Raw genomic sequence first — 17,438 nt, forward strand, 5'->3', positions numbered from 1 at the left:
CTCACCTCTTGCTCTTGATGGCAGTGCCGAGCACTTGCAGGTAGGCGACCAGCGCGTCCATTTCGGTCTTGCCCTTGAGCGATTCGACCGAGCCTGCGATGTCGGCATCGGTGTACGGCACGCCGAGGGTGCGCATCGCCTTGATCTTGGTTTCGGTGTGGCTGCTGTCGAGCTGATTGGCCACCAGCCATGGATAGGCAGGCATCTTCGATTCCGGCACCACGTTGCGCGGGTTGTACAAGTGCGCGCGGTGCCAGTCTTCGGAGTAGCGGCCGCCGACACGGGCCAGGTCCGGACCGGTACGCTTGGAACCCCACAGGAACGGGTGATCCCAGACGCTTTCCCCGGCCACCGAGTAGTGACCGTAGCGCTCGGTCTCGGCACGGAACGGCCGGATCATCTGCGAGTGGCAACCGACGCAGCCTTCGCGGATGTAAATGTCGCGACCTTCCAGTTGCAGCGCGGTGTAGGGCTTCATGCCTTCCACCGGTTTATTGGTCACGTCCTGGAAGAACAGCGGGACGATCTGCGTCAGACCGCCGATGCTCACGGCCAGGACCATCAGCAGCATCAGCAGGCCGACGTTTTTTTCGATTGTTTCGTGTTTCATCTCGGACTCCTCAGGCCATCTGCGCGGCAGCGGCGACTTCGGCAGGCTGCGAGGCCCGCACGGTGCGCCAGGTGTTGTAAGCCATCAGGAACATGCCGCTGAGGAAGATCGCACCGCCCACCAGTCGCACGATGAAGCCTGGGTGGCTGGCCACCAGGGTTTCGACGAAGGAGTAGGTCAGCGTGCCGTCTTCGTTGACTGCGCGCCACATCAGGCCCTGGGCGATGCCGTTGACCCACATCGAGGCGATGTACAGCACGGTGCCGATAGTGGCCAGCCAGAAGTGCGCGTTGATCAGGCCGATGCTGTGCATCTGCGGGCGACCGAAGATTTTCGGGATCATGTGGTACAGCGCGCCGATGGAAATCATCGCCACCCAGCCGAGTGCGCCGGCGTGTACGTGGCCGATGGTCCAGTCGGTGTAGTGGGAGAGGGCGTTCACGGTCTTGATCGCCATCATCGGCCCTTCGAAGGTCGACATGCCGTAGAACGCCAGGGAGACCACGAGGAAGCGCAGGATCGGGTCGCTGCGCAACTTATGCCAGGCACCGGAGAGCGTCATCATGCCGTTGATCATGCCGCCCCAGCTTGGCGCCAGCAGGATCAGCGACATCACCATGCCCAGCGACTGCGCCCAGTCCGGCAGCGCGGTGTAGTGCAGGTGGTGCGGACCGGCCCAGATATACAGGGTGATCAGCGCCCAGAAGTGCACGATCGACAGGCGATAGGAATACACCGGACGCTCGGCCTGTTTCGGCACGAAGTAATACATCATCCCGAGGAAACCGGCGGTGAGGAAAAAGCCTACGGCGTTGTGGCCGTACCACCACTGCACCATGGCATCGGTCGCACCGGCGTACAGCGAGTAGGACTTGGTGAAACTCACCGGCAGCTCAAGGTTGTTGACGATGTGCAAAATCGCCACGGTGATGATGAAACCACCGAAGAACCAGTTGCCCACATAGATGTGCTTGGTCTTGCGCTTGGCCAGCGTGCCGAAAAACACGATGGCGTAGGCGACCCAGACGATGGTGATCAGGATGTCGATCGGCCATTCCAGCTCGGCGTATTCCTTGGAACTGGTGTAACCCAGCGGCAGGCTGATCGCCGCCAGCAGAATCACCAGTTGCCAGCCCCAGAAGCAGAACGCGGCGATTTTCGGCGCAAACAGTTGCGTCTGGCAGGTGCGTTGCACCGAATAGAACGAACTGGCGAACAGGGCGCAACCGCCGAACGCGAAGATCACCGCGTTGGTGTGCAGCGGGCGCAAGCGGCCGAAACTGGTCCACGGCAAATTGAAGTTGAGTTCGGGCCAGACCAATTGAGCCGCGAGAAAAACCCCGAGCCCCATGCCGACGATGCCCCACACCACCGTCATAATGGCGAATTGGCGGACCACCTTGTAGTTGTAGGCGGTACTGATAGAAGTGTTCATGGTTCCCCATCCACGGTTCAGCCGAAAGGGCGTTCGCGCAAGGCAGACGCTCCCTTCGCCTGGAGTTATAGGCAGACTAAAAGCGAGGCAAGCATGGACAAAGAGCACAAGGCCAGTATTGACGGGGATCAATGGGCGCAGTGTGTGCGGGAGCATGGATGGCTGTGGAATGAGGCCGCTTCAACGGTTTCGGGTGAACCTGTGACGCTGATTCTTGCGCATGGCGCCGGGGCGCCGATGGACAGCGCCTGGATGAACGACATGGCCGCGCGCCTTGCTGTGCAGGGCGTCAACGTGCTGCGCTTCGAGTTCCCCTACATGGCGCAACGGCGTGTCGATGGCGGCAAGCGTCCCCCGAACCCTGCGCCGAAACTGCTGGAATGCTGGCGTGAGGTGTACGCCGTGGTGCGACGCCATGTCACTGGCCGCCTGGCCATTGGCGGCAAGTCCATGGGCGGGCGGATGGCCAGTCTATTGGCCGATGAGCTCAAAGCCGATGCGTTGGTGTGCCTCGGCTATCCGTTTTATGCCGTGGGCAAACCGGAGAAGCCACGGGTCGAGCATCTGGCTGCGCTGAAGACCCGGACGCTGATTGTCCAGGGCGAGCGCGATGCGTTGGGGAATCGTGAAGCGGTAGAGGCCTATGCGTTGGCGCCGAGTATCGAGGTGTTCTGGCTGGTGGCGGGGGATCATGATTTGAAGCCGTTGAAGGCTTCGGGGTTTACGCATGAGCAGCATTTGGCGGCTGCGGCGCAAAAGGCATCCGAGCTTATCCGTTGAAGTTTTGGTTTCAGTAGGTCGGGACGTATTGCACAAAGCCCATGATGTATTCAACTGGGCTCTGTGCCGTACTGATCTTGATAGAGGGCTAAATCCGTTAATCGTGAAACAGATCATTCTTTCACAGGACGCCATTCAGTCATTTCGAAACTGCCTTTTGGTTCCAGGTCATAGTTGGTCTTGAATTTAGCGCTAAAACATCCTACGACGTGTCCTTTTTCCACATCGATTTCGATTTCCAAAGTGCCTTCGTCTGCGTGTACAGATTTGTATTTAATGTGGTCTGGAGTCCCAGGTAATGAATGTGTGTGTCTGATAATTAACCCATCGTTCAAATTATAAGTGCGCTTCAGTGGTTCCTTATCGAAATGAGGAATCCACATGTCGTAATCAAAGTAGTCCTCGTTGTCGGGACTTCCTGTAGCCCCCTTAAAAACCCAGACAAGGCCACTATTGAGCTCGGTTTGATAAAATTTTGCTGCTTGGGCTTTTGTTTCTATGTTCCGATCTTTCCATTTGAATTCGTCATCTGGCATGGAATTATGATCGTTACTCAGCATGAGTATGTCAGGATTGTTCATGAGTAGCCTCTTTAGTGATTAAGATTTTTGTTCATGGTGCCAATCGTGATAACGCGATCCAGAGTTTAATGAATAGTATTTTTTTAGCTACTGTCATAGTTGTCAGCTATGCGGTGGCTTTTATTTGTGCTAGTAGTTTTTAGCCGTTTGGCACATTCGATCAGGACAGGTATTCCGTATTCATGAGCTTGGCAAGCCATTGCTTCCACACCAACGTCTAGCTCCTCGCTGTACTCCGCGTCCAGAGCATTTTGAGTTCGACTATTCTTCAAATAGACCGACATTAGTGCTTGGTTGAAACCTTCGGCGAAGGTTCGCATGGTGTCTTGGTCGAGCGCGGTGGTCAGGTCGAATTCAATAACTCTCATGTTCAAACCTGCGGCGCCAGTGCGGTGGGTGCGCAACTTAGTGGTCGGAGCCTGGCACTCGTCGGCGGTTCGTTACAGGCGCAGGATGCTGCGGCTTTGAGTATCCACAGACAATCGGCTTAATGTAGGCAGTATCGCAGCGCCAGCCATCAAGCTGGAGTCGGGTGCCGCCGCAACTATCGTCGTCGCTGATCGTGCAGGGCGAGCGAGATACGCTGGGCAATCGGGAAGCTATCGAGGGATATGTGTTATCGCCGGCTATCGAGGTGATGTGGCTGCCGGCGGGGGATCATGATTTGAAGCCGTTGAAGGTTTCGGGGTTTACGCATGAGCAGCATTTGGCGGCTGCGGTGGGGAGGGTGGCTGAGTTTCTTCAGCGAGGTCATTCCTTACAGAAATGACCTCATCGCGAGCAGGTGCTCTGAAGTTTTGCCACGCACACACATGTGCGCTCAACAAAAACGTGCGAGGAGCCTGATCACGAAGAGGTCATGAGAGCCATCGTTCTTGGATCGGCACTTTTGCCTTCCTGCTTCATGTGTTATTGGTCGGCTCTTTTCAAATCGAATGTGCCTATCGGATTCATTCGATAGCCCCCGCTATAAAAAATTGCATTGAAATCGCCATGCACTGTCCCCTTGGCTGGATCGAGCCTGATAGTAAGTTCCGCCTTGTCTGCCAGGGTGGATGTGAAGTTAGGTGCGGGGGGAACTGAATGGATATGGAATACGTAAAACCACTGCCCATCCCCAATCTTGTAGGTTTTCTCTAGCAGGTCTTCACCCTCATAAGGCACTGAGAATTGAAGCGCGAAGAACGTACCGTCTTCAGTCTTGCCGGTAGAACCTTGGAAAACCCAATTGTCGATACCAGGTCCGCCACGAAACGCCGTAAATAAAGTAGATTCAGCGTAGATCGGTTCCCCTGTGAATCTCCAGTGAAAATCGTTACCAGCTGCCTGACTTTTATGGTCGTCCGGGAAAAAAATAGGAAAAGCACTCATCGAAAAAATCCTTTTCTGTTTAAAGTCGAAGGAAGTAAATGCCGGGTGTAACGGCATTTAAATGCTACCCCACCGTACTGGCGTGTCTACTGTCATAACTGACAGTTGGGTGCGTACTTTCAGCTGAGTTTCGCGCAGTGGCGGCCAAATGCGCGCTGTCGATTTTTGACTTTCATCAGGCAATAAAAAACCCGGAGGCTTTCACCGTCCGGGTTTTGTTTTTCCAGCATCAATCAGCGGTTAAACCGCTCCACCAACGAATACTGGGTATTCGCGGTCTTGGTCAGCTCTTCACTCAACAACGCCGAGTGCTGCGCCTGTTCCGACGTCTGGTCGGCCAGTTGCGAGATGTTGCTGATGTTGCGGCTGATTTCTTCGGCCACCGAGCTTTGCTCTTCGGTCGCGGCCGCGATCTGGGTGGTCATGTCGGTGATGTGTGCCACCGCTTCGCTGATCCCGACCAGTGCCTGATCCGCTTCGAGTACCCGCGCCACACCTTCTTCCGCCTGGCGATGCCCGGATTCCATGGTTTGCACGGCGGTGCTGGCGGTTTGCTGGAGCTTGGCGATCAGGGCGTGAATCTGCCCGGTGGATTCGCTGGTGCGTTGCGCCAATTGGCGAACTTCGTCGGCAACCACCGCAAAGCCGCGACCCATCTCGCCGGCACGCGCCGCTTCGATGGCGGCGTTCAACGCCAGCAGGTTGGTCTGGTCGGCGATGCCTTTGATTACGTCGACCACGCCGCCGATTTCATCGCTGTCCTTGGCCAGTTGCGTCACGGTCAGGCCGGTTTCGCCGACCACCTCCGACAGGCGCTGAATGGCTTCGCGGGTTTCCCCGGCGATGTCACGGCCGCGCCCGGTCAGGCGATTGGCTTCTTGAGTCGCGTCCGCCGTGCGTTGCACGTGGCTGGCGACTTCCTGGGTGGTGGCGGCCATCTGATTGACGGCGGTGGCCACCTGCTCGGTTTCGACGCGCTGACGTTCCAGGCCGGTGGAGCTGCTGTGAGCCAGTGTGTCGGACTGTTTCGCCTGGTCGCTCAGGTGCTCGGCGGTGTCCTGCAGACGGGTCAGGCAGGTTTTCAGGCGGGCTTCCTGGCTGAGGATCGACATCTCCAGACGCGCCTGGGCACCACGGCTGTCGGTGTACATCTGCGCGATCAGCGGGTCGGAGGTGGTCTGCTCGGCCAGGCGCAGCAAGCGCTTGAGGCCGCGCTGTTGCCAGCTCAACCCCAGCAGGCCCAATGGCACCGAAAGACCGGCGGCCAAGGCGAAACCCCATTGGGAGTTGAGCGTGGCACCGATCATGAAGCTCAGCTGGCTGACCAGAATGAACGGCAACCAGTCCTGCAGGACCGGCAGCCATTTATCGGTGGAAGGAATCGCTGACTTGCCCTGGTTGATGCGTTGGTAGAGCGCTTCGGCACGCTGGATCTGCTCGGCGGTGGGTTTGACCCGCACCGACTCGTAACCGATCACCTGGTTGCCATCGAACACCGGTGTGACGTAGGCGTTAACCCAGTAGTGGTCACCGGTCTTGCAGCGATTCTTGACAATGCCCATCCATGGCAAGCCTTGTTTCAATGTGCCCCACATGTGCGCGAACACCGCGGCCGGTACGTCGGGGTGACGAACCAGGTTATGCGGTGCACGGATCAGTTCCTCGCGGGAATACCCACTGATTTCGACGAAAGCGTCGTTGCAGTAGGTGATCACGCCCTTGGCATCGGTGGTGGAGATCAACCGTTGCTGAGCCGGGAAGGTCCGTTCGCGTTGTGTAATGGGCTGGTTGTTACGCATGGCTTTTTTCAATCCGCAAGGCTTTGAGAGGTTGTCGGCACCGTCAGGGATTTATTGAAGAATATTTTTCAATAATCAGCGGCGCGTCGCAAAACGACCGTTGCGTCAGCCCGCCAGCATCGGATAGGTGAACAGGCTGAAATGCAGCAGGTTCAAACCGAAATGCGTGGCAATGGCCGCACCTAACCCGCCGAAACGGTAGGCCAGACCATAGCCGACACCTGCCAGACTCGCCAGCAACACCCATTGCCAGCCAGCGCCCGCATGCACCAGGCCAAACAACAGCGAGGCGAGCAGCAGCGCCAGGTTTTCACCATAAGGCAGGTGTTTAAAGTACCGGCTGAGGCCGCCCTGAAGGTAGCCGCGAAACAGCGCTTCTTCCACCAGCGTCACCAGCAACAGGTTATTGAACAGCCACAGCCAGGCCTGATCAGGCCATTTGGGGGCCCAACTGATCACACCCAACAACAGCGCGCCACCCAATGCCAGCACGCTGCTCAGTGTCAGCCCCAGCAGCGCGGCGGGAATGGAAAGCCGCAGCGAATGCCGGCCGACAATCCACGGGCAGACCAGCAACAGCCAGAAACCAATCAGCGGTTTGTCCAGATTCAGGTACAGCGCAAACGGTACGGCATCGTCGGTAATACGATGCGGATTGATACCGCGACCGTTGTAGAAGCCGGGGAGCCAGTGCATCGCCAATGCCAGCGCCATGAAAATGAACAGGCCGTGACCGAGGTAATGACCGACCCGGACCTGTTGCTGGCGCACGGCGAGACCGGCGATCAGTAGCAATGCGACCGAGATAAGCGCCAGCCAGCCGAGATGGCCGTAGGACAGCGCCATGGCATAACCGAGGGAGAGCAGGGCCAGGAAGGTCCATGGCAAAGCAAACATCTGAAGTCCTTGTGTTCGAAATTCTGCGGGTCGCCTCGGTCCACTGTAGGAGCAAGCTTGCTCGCGATGGCGGAGTATCAGGCGGCACTGATATTGGATGTTACGGCCCCATCGCGAGCAGGCTCGCTCCCACAGTGGTCTTGTGTGGGGCTATAAAAGCGCGGCGATTATAGAGGTGTGTCCGCAAACAAAAACACCGCCCGAAGGCGGTGTCTTTTTCTGCAAACACCTACGACGCAATCAACTGCCGCAACACGTAATGCAAAATCCCCCCTGACTTGAAGTACTCGACTTCATTCAGCGTATCGATCCGGCACAACACCTCGATCTTCTCGCGGCTGCCGTTTTCGCGAGTGATGATCAGCGTCAGGTTCATTCGCGGCGTCAGCTCGACGCCGCTCAGGCCCTGAATGTCCAGGGTCTCCTTGCCAGTCAGATTGAGGCTCTTGCGGTTCTGATCCAGCTTGAACTGCAAGGGCAACACGCCCATGCCGACCAGATTGGAGCGGTGAATCCGCTCGAAGCTTTCGGCGATGACCGCTTTCACGCCCAACAGATTGGTGCCCTTGGCCGCCCAGTCGCGGCTCGAACCGGTGCCGTATTCTTGCCCGGCAATCACCACCAGCGGCGTGCCCGAGGCTTGGTAACGCATGGCCGCGTCGTAGATCGCCAGTTTTTCCCCGGTAGGAATGTAAATCGTATTGCCGCCTTCCTCGCCGCCGAGCATCTCGTTGCGAATGCGGATGTTGGCAAAGGTGCCGCGCATCATCACTTCATGGTTGCCGCGACGGGAGCCGTAGGAGTTGAAGTCCCGTGGCTCCACACCTTTATCGCGCAGGTAATGGCCGGCGGGGCTCTCGGTCTTGATGTTGCCGGCGGGGGAGATGTGGTCGGTGGTCACCGAGTCGCCGAGCAGCGCAAGGACCCGGGCGCCCGCGACGTCCTTGACCACGGGCGGCGGTCCGCCGATGTCGTCGAAAAACGGTGGGTGCTGGATGTAAGTCGAATCGTCCTGCCAGACGTAGGTCGCCGCTTGAGGCACTTCAATCGCCTGCCATTGCTCGTCGCCGGCAAACACTTCGGCGTATTCCTTGTGGAACATTGCGGTGTTGACCTGATTCACCGCGTCGGCGATTTCTTGGGTGCTTGGCCAGATGTCCCGCAAGTAAACCGGGTTGCCGTCCTTGTCGTCACCCAATGGCTCACTGCTGATATCAATGCGCACCGTGCCGGCCAGCGCAAACGCGACGACCAGCGGCGGTGAGGCCAGCCAGTTGGTTTTCACCAGCGGATGCACGCGGCCTTCGAAGTTGCGGTTGCCCGACAGCACCGAGGCGACGGTCAGGTCGGCTTTCTGGATGGCTTTTTCGATCGGCTCCGGCAACGGCCCGGAGTTGCCGATGCAGGTGGTGCAGCCATAACCGACCAGATCAAAACCGAGTTGATCCAGGTATTGCGTCAGCCCGGCCGCCTTGTAGTAGTCGGTCACCACTTTGGAACCGGGAGCGAGCGAGCTTTTCACCCACGGTTTGCGTTTGAGGCCTTTTTCCACGGCTTTCTTCGCCACCAGGCCGGCGGCCATCATCACGCTCGGATTGGAGGTGTTGGTGCAGGAGGTGATTGCGGCGATGACCACCGCGCCGTTTTTCAAGCGATAGGTTTGACCTTCAAAATCGTAGTCGGCTTCACCGGCCAAGTCGGCATTGCCCACCGCAACGCCACCGCCGCCTTCACTTTCGAGGCGACCTTCTTCCTTGCTGGCAGGTTTGAATTGCAGGTCGGTGAAGTCACTGAATGCTTGCGCAACATTCGGCAACGACACCCTGTCCTGTGGGCGTTTCGGCCCGGCGAGGCTGGCTTCGACACTGCGCATGTCCAGCGCCAGGCTGTCGGTGAACACCGGTTCCTTGCCCGACTGGCGCCACAGGCCTTGCGCCTTGCTGTAGGCCTCGACCAGTTTCACCGTTTCAAGTGGACGACCGGACAGGCGCAGATAATCCAGAGTGATGTCATCCACCGGGAAAAAGCCGCACGTAGCGCCATATTCCGGGGCCATGTTGGCGATGGTCGCGCGGTCGGCCAGCGGCAGGTCGGCAAGGCCGTCGCCGTAGAACTCGACGAATTTGCCGACCACGCCTTTCTTGCGCAGCATCTGGGTGACGGTCAGCACCAGGTCGGTGGCCGTGATGCCTTCCTTCAATTTGCCGGTGAGTTTGAAGCCGATCACTTCCGGAATCAGCATCGACACCGGTTGGCCGAGCATCGCCGCTTCCGCCTCGATCCCGCCGACGCCCCAGCCAAGTACGCCGAGGCCGTTGATCATGGTGGTGTGGGAATCGGTGCCGACCAGCGTGTCGGGGAACGCATAGGTGCGGCCGTCTTCATCCTTGGTCCAGACCGTGCGGCCGAGGTATTCGAGGTTCACCTGATGGCAAATCCCGGTGCCCGGCGGCACCACGCTGAAGTTGTCGAAAGCGCTCTGGCCCCAGCGCAGAAAGGCGTAACGCTCGCCGTTGCGCTGCATCTCAATGTCGACGTTCTGTTCGAAGGCGCTGGCGCTGCCGAACTTGTCGACCATCACCGAGTGGTCGATCACCAGGTCCACCGGCGACAGTGGATTGATCCGCTGCGGGTCGCCGCCGGCCTTGGCCATGGCGGCGCGCATGGCGGCCAGGTCAACCACGGCGGGAACGCCGGTAAAGTCTTGCATCAAGACGCGGGCGGGGCGGTACTGGATCTCGCGGTCGGAGCGACGCTCCTTGAGCCAGGCGGCAATCGCTCGCAGGTCGGCGCCGGTGACGGTTTTTTCGTCTTCCCAGCGCAGCAGGTTTTCCAGCAGCACTTTCAACGACATCGGTAGCTTGTCGAGATCACCGAGGCTCTTCGCGGCATCGGGCAGACTGAAGTAATGGTAGGTCTTGTCGTCGACTTGCAGGGTTTTAAGGGTTTTCAGGCTATCGAGGGACGGCATTACGATCACTCCTTAAAGTCCGCACGGCTACGGACTGAGGGGACGGACAGAGCTTTCAACCTAGCCCCGTTTGAACGTTAAAGCTAATAACCGGACTCTATGGGCAAGTCCGAGGTTCCGAACTCGGCTATCATGCGCCGGTTTTCGTGACAGGCTTTGCTTCAACGCAAGTCTGGGCATCGCGCAGTGGCTGAATTCTTCGCCAACTGCCCAGGAGTAAGAATGAACACCCTCTTTATGCATTGCCGGCCGGGCTTCGAAGGCGAAGTCTGTTCCGAGATTTCCGAACACGCCGCACGGCTGAACGTGGCCGGTTATGCCAAGGCAAAAACCGCCAGCGCCTGCGCCGAATTCATCTGCACCGAAGAAGACGGCGCCGAGCGCCTGATGCGCGGTCAGCGTTTCGCCGATCTGATCTTCCCGCGCCAATGGGCGCGGGGGATTTTCATCGACCTGCCGGAAACCGACCGTATCAGCGTGATCCTCGCGCACATGGCCGACTTCCCGCTGTGCGGCAGCCTGTGGCTGGAAATGGTCGACACCAACGACGGCAAAGAGCTGTCGAACTTCTGCAAGAAATTCGAAGTGCACCTGCGCAAGGCGCTGATGGCGGCCGGCAAACTGGTGGAAGACGCGAACAAGCCGCGTTTGCTGCTGACGTTCAAGAGTGGTCGCGAAGTGTTCATGGGCCTGGCCGAGTCGAACAACTCGGCCATGTGGCCGATGGGCATTCCACGCCTGAAGTTTCCGCGCGAGGCGCCGAGCCGTTCGACGTTGAAGCTGGAAGAGGCGTGGCACCATTTCATCCCGCGCGATCAGTGGGACGAGCGTCTGCACAGCGACATGACCGGCGTTGACCTCGGTGCGGCGCCGGGTGGCTGGACCTGGCAACTGGTCAATCGTGGCATGCTGGTGACCGCCATCGATAATGGCCCGATGGCTGAAAGCCTGATGGACACTGGTCTGGTGCAGCATTTGATGGCCGACGGTTTCACCTTCAAGCCACGGCAACCGGTGGACTGGATGGTCTGCGACATCGTCGAGAAACCGGCACGCAACGCGGCGATGCTGGAAGAGTGGATTGGCGAAGGGCATTGCCGCGAAGCGGTGGTCAACCTCAAGCTGCCGATGAAGCAGCGTTACGCCGAGGTGAAACGCTTGCTGGAGCGCATTGCCGACGGTTTCAAGGAGCGCGGGATTCGCGTCGAGATCGGCTGCAAGCAGCTGTATCACGACCGCGAAGAAGTGACGTGCCACCTGCGCCGCCTGGACGTGAAAAAACCAAAATCCCGCTGACACCACGCAACCTTGTAGGAGCCAGCTTGCTGGCGATACAGGCGCCGCGGTGATTCAGAAACACCGGGTAACGGCGATCGCCAGCAAGCCGGCTCCTACAGGGATGGCGTCATGCCACAGATGACCGAACACCCGGCAATGCGCGACAATGCCGGCCAGTTTCAGGAGTGAATCATGAGTGAAATGCTTGATACGCCGGTAGACGGCACCCTCGACGCCACCGGCCTCAACTGCCCGGAACCGGTGATGATGCTGCACCAGCACATCCGTGACCTGGCGCCCGGCGGCCTGCTCAAGGTGATCGCCACCGACCCGTCGACCCGTCGGGACATTCCCAAGTTCTGCGTGTTCCTCGACCACGAGCTGATCGCGCAGCACGAAGAGGCCGGCACTTACCTGTACTGGATTCGCAAGAAATCGGATTAATCGATTCGAAAAAAAGGCCTGCATTTGCAGGCCTTTTTTGTGCGGTCAACCCATCGAATGGCTCATGCGGATCCGCTTGCGTGCACTGCGCGTCAGGCGAATCGACAGCATCAGGGCGGCGCAGCTCAGGCCGACGATCAAACCCTGCCACAGCCCGCTCGGGCCACGGGGTTCGCCGAACCAGTCGGTCAGGCCGAGGGCGTAACCCACCGGCAAGCCGATGCCCCAATAGGCGAACAGGGTGAGGATCATCGTCACCCGAGTGTCCTGGAACCCGCGCAGGGCGCCGGCCGCAGTCACCTGGATGGCGTCGGAAAACTGGAACAGCGCCGAGTACACAATCAGCATCGCCGCGATATGGATCACCGTCGGGTCTGCGGTGTAGATCGCTGCGATGTGCTCGCGCATCAGCAACATCATGCTTGCCGACAGGCAGGCGTAGGCCAGCGCGGTGCCCATGCCGACACCCGCCGCAAAACGCGCTTCGCGCGGCTCTTCACGTCCCAGTGCCTGACCGACGCGTACGGTCACAGCCATGCCCAGGGAGTAAGGGATCATGAACACCAGCGAGCTGACATTCAGGGCAATCTGATGCCCGGCCACCACCGTGGCGCCGAGGCTGCCGATCAGCAGGGCAATCACCGCGAAGATGCTCGATTCGGCAAACACCGCGATGCCGATCGGCAAGCCGATGCTCAGCAGGCGTTTGATCACCGCCCATTGTGGCCAGTCGAAACGGCTGAACAACTGGCTCGACTGATACGCCGGCGCCCAGCGTTCCCAGCCGGCCATGCCCAGCGCCATCACCCACATCACAATCGCCGTGGCCCAGCCACAACCGACGCCGCCCATGGCCGGCACACCGAAGTGGCCATAAATGAAGACATAGTTCAGCGGAATGTTCAGCGCGAGCCCGCACAACCCCAGGACCATCGCCGGGCGCGTGCGTCCCAGGCCGTCACTGAAACAGCGCAACACATGGTAGAGCGCGACGGCGGGCAGTCCGCTGGCGATACCGTGCAGGTATTGCATGCACGGGCCGATCAGCTCGGGATCGACCTTCATCAGGTGCAAAATCGGTTCGGCGCTGAACAGCATGCCAGTCGCCATCACGCCCACCACCAGCGCCAGCCACAACGCCTGGCGCACGATCGGGCCGATCTCGCTGTGGGTGCCGGCACCAAAGCGCTGGGCGACTTTCGGCGTGGTGGCCAGCAGCGTACCGGTCATCAACAGAAACACCGGGACCCAGATCGAGTTGCCCAACGCCACCGCCGCCAGATCCCGTGGCCCGACGCGACCGGCCATTACCGCATCGACGAAGCCCATCGCCGTGGTGGCCAGTTGCGCGATCATGATCGGCAACGCCAGGCCGAGCAGGTTCTTCAGCTCGAGGCGAACCCGGGCGGGGCGATTGAGGGAAATGGCGGCGGGGCGGTCAGTCACGGAATTCAAAGGCAAAACGTCCAAAAGGTTTTGATGCGCGAGGCGGCGCATTCTACGCGTTGACGCAACGGTCAGGAAAAGTCCTGTGTTACCCATTTGTAATCACACAAAAACCTGTAGGAGCGAGCCTGCTCGCGATGGACGTCAACGATGACGAGGGCTGCCTGAATCACCGCAGTGCTCGTGCGTTTTTCGCGAGCAGGCCCGCTCCTACAAATTGTGTGTGCTAGGCGTGAAGTGTCATCTGCGCCTACACTGCCGATCCGCCAAAGGAGCCTGCCATGCTGATTGTTGCCGACGAAAATATTCCGCTGCTCGATGCCTTCTTCGAAGGTTTCGGCGAAATCCGCCGGGTGCCGGGACGTTCAATCGACCGCGCCACCGTCGAGCAGGCCGATGTGCTACTGGTGCGCTCGGTGACCAACGTCAATCGTGGGTTGCTCGAAGGCAGCAAGGTGCGCTTCGTCGGCACCTGCACCATCGGCACCGATCACCTCGACCTCGATTACTTTCAACAGGCCGGCATCACCTGGTCCAGCGCTCCCGGCTGCAATGCCCGTGGCGTGGTCGACTACGTGCTGGGCAGTTTGCTGACCCTCGCCGAAATCGAAGGCGCCGATCTCACCCGGCGCACGTACGGCGTGGTCGGTGCCGGCGAAGTGGGCGGGCGGTTGGTCAAGGTGCTGCAAGGGCTGGGCTGGAACGTGCTGGTCTGCGATCCGCCACGGCAAGCTGCTGAAGGGGGCGATTTCGTCAGCCTTGAGCAGATCATCGAACAGTGCGATGTCATCAGCCTGCACACACCGCTGAAAAAACACGGTGCCGGATCGACCTGGCATTTGTTCGACCAAAACCGTTTGAACCAGCTCAAGCCCGGTGCCTGGCTGATCAATGCCAGCCGTGGCCCGGTGGTGGACAACGCCGCCCTGTGCGAGGTGCTGCTGCAACGCGAAGACCTGCAAGCGGTGCTGGATGTCTGGGAGGGCGAGCCTGAGGTCGATGTGGCACTGGCCGAGCTCTGCGTGCTGGCCACGCCGCACATTGCCGGTTACAGCCTCGACGGCAAGCAACGCGGGACGGCGCAGATCTACCAGGCGTACTGCGATTTTCTCGGGCAACCGGCGCAGGTCCGCTTGAGCGATTTGCTGCCGGCACCGTGGTTGTCGCAGGTGACCTTGAACGCTGAGAGCGATCCTGCCTGGGCGCTGGCGATGTTGTGTCGTGGCGTGTACGACCCGCGCCGCGACGACGCGGATTTCCGCCGTAGTCTTGTGGGCAGTGTGAGTGAGCAGCGCGCGGCGTTTGATGCGCTGCGCAAGAATTATCCATCGCGGCGCGAGATTGACGGGTTGCAGGTGCGGATTGAGGGGGATTCGCCTGAGTTGCTGAAGATTGTGGCGGCTTTGGGGGCATCGGCGGTCTGAAAACCGAGTTGGCCGCCTTCGCGGGCAAGCCTCGCTCCTACAGGTTAGGCGTAATGTTGAAAATGGCGCCGATCGCTGTAGGAGCGAGTGGTGCGGCATCCCGACTTGCCCGCGAATGGTCACACCACAATTCCGGATCAACACCCACAAAAAACCCGGCCATCAGGGCCGGGTCAAGAAGACGGGGCTATATCAATCTTGTTTGGCAGGCTTGACCAATCGCTTTTCCAGTTCGCGGCAAGCGTCCTGGATCATGCCCTCAGTGATCGGTACTTCGCGGCCTTTTTCGTCAATGATTGAGCAACCCAGAGACTGATCTGGCTGTGTGCGGATCACTTGAATCTTGTCATCGCTGCTATTTTGCAAGGACATGGCCTGTCTCCTCTTCAGGTGTGTGCTTACTGTAGAACCGTCAGGTGACCGGGCTATGACAACTCCCTGCGATCTTTCCAGAGCGGCAGCACCAGTCCACCAGAAATACCCAGACGTTGCCACCCGGACTTTAGACCAATAGCGTCTAGGACCTAGTCATCGCGGTCATAATTAACCTGACTCATTGTGATTTACAGCGTTCAACCCCATTGAACCGTCAGGCTGGCCCTATCAATTGTGTAACTGGATGAACCCGATGCTCTCTGCCCGTCACCGCCGCGCGATTCGCCTGACCAGCCTTTTTCTCGCGCCCTATCGTTGGCAGGCCTTCGGCGCCTTGCTCGCGCTGGTCGTCACGGCCGGCATTACCTTGTCCATGGGGCAGGGGATTCGCCTGCTGGTGGACCAGGGGTTCATGACCCAGTCCCCGCACCTGCTCAACCAGACGATCGGCTTGTTCATGTTGCTGGTGATAGGCCTGGCGATTGGCACCTTCGCGCGTTTCTACCTGGTGTCGTGGATCGGTGAGCGTGTGGTCGCCGACATCCGCCGTCAGGTGTTCAATCATCTGGTTTATCTGCATCCCGGGTTTTATGAAGACAACCGCAGCTCCGAAATCCAGTCGCGGTTGACCGCCGATACCACGCTGCTGCAATCAGTGATCGGCTCATCGCTGTCCCTGTTCCTGCGCAATCTGCTGATGGTGATCGGCGGGATTGTGTTGCTGTTTATCACCAATCCGAAACTCACCAGCATCGTCGTTGTGGCTTTGCCGCTGGTGATTGCGCCGATCCTGATTTTCGGTCGCCGGGTACGCAGCCTGTCACGCCTGAGTCAGGACCGGATTGCCGATATCGGCAGTTATGTTTCCGAAACCCTGGGCCAGATCAAAACCGTGCAGGCCTACAACCACCAGACCCAGGACGAACAACGTTTTGCCGTGACCGTGGAAGAGGCGTTCAACACGGCATGCAAACGGATTTTCCAGCGGGCCTGGCTGATCACCCTGGTGATCGTGCTGGTGCTGGGGGCAGTCGGCGTGATGCTCTGGGTGGGCGGCATGGACGTGATGGCCGGGCGAATTTCGGCGGGGGAACTGGCGGCGTTCGTCTTTTACAGCCTGATTGTCGGCAGCGCATTCGGCACGTTGAGTGAAGTCATTGGTGAGTTGCAGCGCGCCGCCGGCGCTGCCGAGCGGATTGCCGAATTGCTGCGCTCGGAAAACATCATCCAGCCACCGGCGGCCGGCCTGGTGACGTTGCCCGAGCGGGTGACGGGCAATCTCGTTCTGCAGGACGTGCGTTTTTCCTACCCGTCGCGCCCGGAAAGCTACGCCGTCGATGGCTTGAATCTGACCATCAAGGCGGGCGAAACCCTCGCGCTGGTCGGGCCGTCCGGTGCTGGCAAATCGACGGTGTACGACCTGCTGTTGCGTTTTTACGATCCTGCCGAAGGGCGCATCCTGCTCGACGGCGTGCCACTGACCCAACTCGATCCATTGGACTTGCGCCGTTGTTTCGCGCTGGTTTCCCAATCCCCGGCGCTGTTCTTCGGCAGCATCGAAGAGAACATCCGCTACGGTAACCCGACAGCGACGCTGGAACAGGTTCAGGAAGCGGCGAAAATCGCCTACGCCCATGACTTTATCGAGGCCATGCCCCACGGTTATCAGACTCATTTGGGCGACGCAGGCCTCGGTTTGTCCGGCGGTCAGCGCCAACGCCTGGCCATCGCCCGAGCGCTGCTGGTGGATGCGCCCATCCTGCTGCTCGACGAAGCCACCAGCGCCCTCGACGCCCAGAGCGAACACCTGATCCAGCAAGCCCTGCCCAGCCTGATGAAAAATCGCACCACCCTGGTCATCGCTCATCGTCTGGCCACGGTTAAAAACGCCGACCGGATTGCAGTGATGGATCAAGGGAAACTGGTGGCGGTGGGCACGCATCAGGAGCTGATTGCGAGCAATGCGCTGTACGCGCGGTTGGCGGCGTTGCAGTTCAACGACGGGCATGAAGCGGCATGAATGAACG

At 59.4% G+C, this 17,438-nt stretch carries 15 protein-coding genes and 1 pseudogene; 6 read left to right on the top strand and 10 right to left on the bottom strand.

Translation table 11 applies throughout. The features are described from left to right. Position 1: 1 nt before the first annotated feature. Both ccoO and ccoN read right to left on the bottom strand, forming a co-directional pair. Positions 2 to 610 (bottom strand): cytochrome-c oxidase, cbb3-type subunit II, encoded by a 609-nt coding sequence (gene ccoO, locus J4E42_RS09530; protein WP_008028522.1) that lies wholly within the window; start codon positions 608 to 610, stop codon positions 2 to 4. A gap of 10 nt (positions 611 to 620) precedes the next feature. Further along, complete coding sequence (gene ccoN / locus J4E42_RS09535; RefSeq protein ID WP_008028521.1) at positions 621 to 2,045, bottom strand: cytochrome-c oxidase, cbb3-type subunit I; 1,425 nt, start codon at positions 2,043 to 2,045, stop codon at positions 621 to 623. Between the two features lie 93 nt (positions 2,046 to 2,138). Here ccoN and J4E42_RS09540 point away from each other — a divergent pair, with 93 nt between their 5' ends. Further along, positions 2,139 to 2,825 carry an alpha/beta family hydrolase gene (locus J4E42_RS09540; protein ID WP_207285067.1) on the top strand — a complete coding sequence of 229 codons (687 nt, stop codon included), beginning with the start codon at positions 2,139 to 2,141 and terminating at the stop codon, positions 2,823 to 2,825. Between the two features lie 113 nt (positions 2,826 to 2,938). On the opposite strand, the gene J4E42_RS09545 is transcribed toward J4E42_RS09540, so the two are convergent. Next, positions 2,939 to 3,406 (bottom strand): hypothetical protein, encoded by a 468-nt coding sequence (locus J4E42_RS09545; protein ID WP_207285068.1) that lies wholly within the window; start codon positions 3,404 to 3,406, stop codon positions 2,939 to 2,941. Between the two features lie 83 nt (positions 3,407 to 3,489). Beyond that, entirely contained in the window at positions 3,490 to 3,774 is a 285-nt protein-coding gene (locus tag J4E42_RS09550) for a hypothetical protein (RefSeq protein ID WP_207285070.1), read from the bottom strand. A 185-nt stretch (positions 3,775 to 3,959) separates the two neighbouring features. Here J4E42_RS09550 and J4E42_RS09555 point away from each other — a divergent pair. Next, positions 3,960 to 4,175: pseudogene (locus J4E42_RS09555) on the top strand (alpha/beta family hydrolase); the annotation flags it as partial. 140 nt (positions 4,176 to 4,315) lie between these two features. Here the strand turns inward: J4E42_RS09555 and J4E42_RS09560 are convergent. The 4 genes from J4E42_RS09560 to acnA all read right to left on the bottom strand — a co-directional run bounded on the left by J4E42_RS09560 (position 4,316) and on the right by acnA (position 10,444). Next, positions 4,316 to 4,777, bottom strand: coding sequence for a hypothetical protein (locus J4E42_RS09560; protein WP_207285072.1), 462 nt, complete (start codon positions 4,775 to 4,777; stop codon positions 4,316 to 4,318). Positions 4,778 to 5,010: 233 nt separating this feature from the next. Continuing rightward, positions 5,011 to 6,576 carry a PAS domain-containing methyl-accepting chemotaxis protein gene (locus tag J4E42_RS09565; RefSeq protein ID WP_008028517.1) on the bottom strand — a complete coding sequence of 522 codons (1,566 nt, stop codon included), beginning with the start codon at positions 6,574 to 6,576 and terminating at the stop codon, positions 5,011 to 5,013. Positions 6,577 to 6,681: 105 nt separating this feature from the next. Continuing rightward, a complete protein-coding gene (locus J4E42_RS09570) occupies positions 6,682 to 7,473 on the bottom strand; it encodes a CPBP family intramembrane glutamic endopeptidase (RefSeq protein ID WP_207285073.1) in 792 nt (263 codons plus the stop codon). A gap of 229 nt (positions 7,474 to 7,702) precedes the next feature. Continuing rightward, a complete protein-coding gene (gene acnA / locus J4E42_RS09575) occupies positions 7,703 to 10,444 on the bottom strand; it encodes an aconitate hydratase AcnA (protein ID WP_207285075.1) in 2,742 nt (913 codons plus the stop codon). 222 nt (positions 10,445 to 10,666) lie between these two features. Between acnA and rlmM the strand changes: the two genes are divergently transcribed. Beyond that, positions 10,667 to 11,740 carry a 23S rRNA (cytidine(2498)-2'-O)-methyltransferase RlmM gene (rlmM, locus tag J4E42_RS09580; RefSeq protein ID WP_008028511.1) on the top strand — a complete coding sequence of 358 codons (1,074 nt, stop codon included), beginning with the start codon at positions 10,667 to 10,669 and terminating at the stop codon, positions 11,738 to 11,740. A 174-nt stretch (positions 11,741 to 11,914) separates the two neighbouring features. Then, the gene (gene tusA / locus J4E42_RS09585) at positions 11,915 to 12,166 is read left to right on the top strand and encodes a sulfurtransferase TusA (RefSeq protein WP_008037724.1); all 252 of its coding nucleotides are present in this window, start codon (positions 11,915 to 11,917) and stop codon (positions 12,164 to 12,166) included. A gap of 45 nt (positions 12,167 to 12,211) precedes the next feature. On the opposite strand, the gene J4E42_RS09590 is transcribed toward tusA, so the two are convergent. Next, entirely contained in the window at positions 12,212 to 13,621 is a 1,410-nt protein-coding gene (locus J4E42_RS09590; RefSeq protein WP_008037723.1) for an MATE family efflux transporter, read from the bottom strand. A 272-nt stretch (positions 13,622 to 13,893) separates the two neighbouring features. Here J4E42_RS09590 and pdxB point away from each other — a divergent pair, with 272 nt between their 5' ends. Next, positions 13,894 to 15,036, top strand: a complete 1,143-nt coding sequence (pdxB, locus tag J4E42_RS09595; RefSeq protein WP_207285077.1) for a 4-phosphoerythronate dehydrogenase PdxB — start codon at positions 13,894 to 13,896, stop codon at positions 15,034 to 15,036. 192 nt (positions 15,037 to 15,228) lie between these two features. Here the strand turns inward: pdxB and J4E42_RS09600 are convergent, their stop codons facing one another. After that, positions 15,229 to 15,408: a PA1571 family protein gene (locus J4E42_RS09600; protein ID WP_008037721.1), complete on the bottom strand. Its 180-nt coding sequence runs from the start codon at positions 15,406 to 15,408 to the stop codon at positions 15,229 to 15,231. Positions 15,409 to 15,664: 256 nt separating this feature from the next. On the opposite strand from J4E42_RS09600, the gene J4E42_RS09605 reads away from it, so the two are divergent. After that, positions 15,665 to 17,431: an ABC transporter transmembrane domain-containing protein gene (locus J4E42_RS09605; protein ID WP_207285079.1), complete on the top strand. Its 1,767-nt coding sequence runs from the start codon at positions 15,665 to 15,667 to the stop codon at positions 17,429 to 17,431. Positions 17,432 to 17,438 lie beyond the last annotated feature (7 nt).

Source organism: Pseudomonas sp. FW300-N2A2 (assembly GCF_017351735.1).
GTDB lineage: Bacteria > Pseudomonadota > Gammaproteobacteria > Pseudomonadales > Pseudomonadaceae > Aquipseudomonas > Aquipseudomonas migulae.